This is a genomic window from Pedococcus sp., from assembly GCF_036554925.1.
GTDB lineage: Bacteria > Actinomycetota > Actinomycetes > Actinomycetales > Dermatophilaceae > Pedococcus_A.
The window spans coordinates 1-1,820 of record NZ_DATBMI010000199.1; the positions used below are offsets into that span (position 1 = coordinate 1).

2 protein-coding genes and 1 pseudogene are annotated in these 1,820 nt (G+C 73.0%); 2 read left to right on the top strand and 1 reads right to left on the bottom strand.

Going from position 1 to position 1,820, the window contains the following annotated elements; genetic code table 11:
* Nucleotides 1-506, top strand: a 506-nt coding sequence (locus tag VIB11_RS15500) for an ADP-dependent NAD(P)H-hydrate dehydratase (RefSeq protein WP_332032339.1), incomplete at its 5' end; no start/stop codon positions are given.
* A 90-nt stretch (nt 507-596) separates the two neighbouring features.
* Here the strand turns inward: VIB11_RS15500 and VIB11_RS15505 are convergent.
* A complete protein-coding gene (locus VIB11_RS15505) occupies nt 597-1,499 on the bottom strand; it encodes a phosphoribosylaminoimidazolesuccinocarboxamide synthase (protein ID WP_332032341.1) in 903 nt (300 codons plus the stop codon).
* An 84-nt stretch (nt 1,500-1,583) separates the two neighbouring features.
* On the opposite strand from VIB11_RS15505, the pseudogene VIB11_RS15510 reads away from it, so the two are divergent.
* A pseudogene (locus VIB11_RS15510) lies at nt 1,584-1,820 on the top strand (hypothetical protein); the annotation flags it as partial.

Here is a 1,820-nt window from a genome sequence, read left to right on the forward strand (position 1 = left end):
TCGTACTCGACGCGCTGGCGTCGGCCTACGTCGGGCGTCACCGCGACGGCCTCGCCCACCTCCACGAGCGCGCGATCCTGACGGTGAACCCCGCCGAGCTCGCCCAGACCCTCGGCGTGGGGCAGGAGGGTGTGGGGCAGGAGGGTGTGGGGCAGGAGGACGCCGAGGACGACCCCCTGGACTCCGCACGACGGCTGGCCGGCGAGGCCTCGGCGGTGGTGCTCTGCGGCGGGCAGGGCAAGTTCGTCGCTGCCCCGGACGGCCGTGCCTGGACCAGTCCTGCAGGCTGCCCGGGCCTGGGCGTCTCCGGCTCAGGCGACGTCCAGGCCGGCATCGTGGCCGGGCTGCTCAGCCGGGGCGCCGAGCCGGCACAGGCCGCCGCGTGGGGTGGCCACGTGCACGGCGCCGCCGGCGACCTGCTCGCACAGCGCGTGGGCCGGGTCGGCTTCCTCGCCCGTGAGATCACGGAGTGCGTCCCGGGGCTGCTCGAGGAGCTGACCAGCTAGGAGCAGGGCGCACCACCTCACTCGGGATCGTTCCCACGGAGCGATGACGCGGCCTCCTGCGACGGGGTCAGGCCTCCCAGGCCAGGACTGTCAGCCGAGACGTCGGCGTGTCAGCCGCTCGTAGGCCTCGACGTACTTGGCCCGCGTCTGCTCGACGACCTGGTCGGGGAGGGCCGGCGGGGGGGTGTCGGCGCTGCGGTCCCAGCCGCTGGCCGGCGAGGTCAGCCAGTCGCGGACGAACTGCTTGTCGTAGGACGGCTGCGGGTGGCCCGGCTCCCACTCGTCGGCTGGCCAGAAGCGCGACGAGTCGGGGGTGAGCACCTCGTCGGCGAGCAGCACCGTGCCGTCGGCGTCCAGTCCGAACTCGACCTTGGTGTCGGCGATGAGGATGCCCCGCTCGGCAGCGATCTCGTTCCCCCGTGCCAGGATCGCCGTGGTGAGGTCGCGGACCCGCGCCGCGAGGGCCGGGCCGATGGCGGCCTCAACCGCGGCATACGGCATGGGCTGGTCGTGCTCACCCACCGGCGCCTTGGTTGACGGCGTGAAGACGGGCTCGGGCAGCCGCGAGCCGTCGACCAGGCCCTCGGGCAGCCTCAGCCCGCTCACCGTGCCGGTCTCGCGGTACTCCCCGAGACCACCCCCGGTGAGGTAGGCCCGCGCGACGCACTCGACGGGCAGCATCTCCAGCCGCCGCACCAGCACCGCCCGGCCGTCGACCTCGGCCGGGACCTCTGTGGACACCACGTGGTTCGGCACGAGGTCCTCGAGCTGCTCGAACCACCACAGCGACAGCTGGGTCAGCACCTTGCCCTTGTCCGGGATCGGGGTGTCGAGCACGAAGTCGTAGGCCGAGATCCGGTCGCTCGCGACGAGCAGCAGCTGGTCGGCGCGTGGCTTCCCCGTCGAGGCGTCGAGCGGTGCGTACAGGTCGCGCACCTTGCCGGAGTAGACGTGGGCATAGCCGGGCAGCGCGAGCGGCGCGGAGGTCGTCATGGGCGACATCCTCCCAGCCGCACGGGCCGAAACCTCGCTGGGCCTGTTGACTTGAAGTCAACTTCACCTTTCACGATGGCCCGCATGACTGCCACCGCCGCGGCCACCCCCGCCCCCGCGCCGCCCTCACTGCTCCACCGCGACCACCTCCCGTTCGCGGTCGGAGCGGTCGCCCTCGTGACCCTCGGAGCGTTCGAGAACCGGGCGGTCATGACCGTGCTTCCGACGGTGGCCGAGCGGCTCGGCGGTCTATGGCTGTTCGGTGCGGCCTCGGCGGCGCCGATGATCTCGTTCGTCCTGGCCACCGCGGTCGCCGGCACC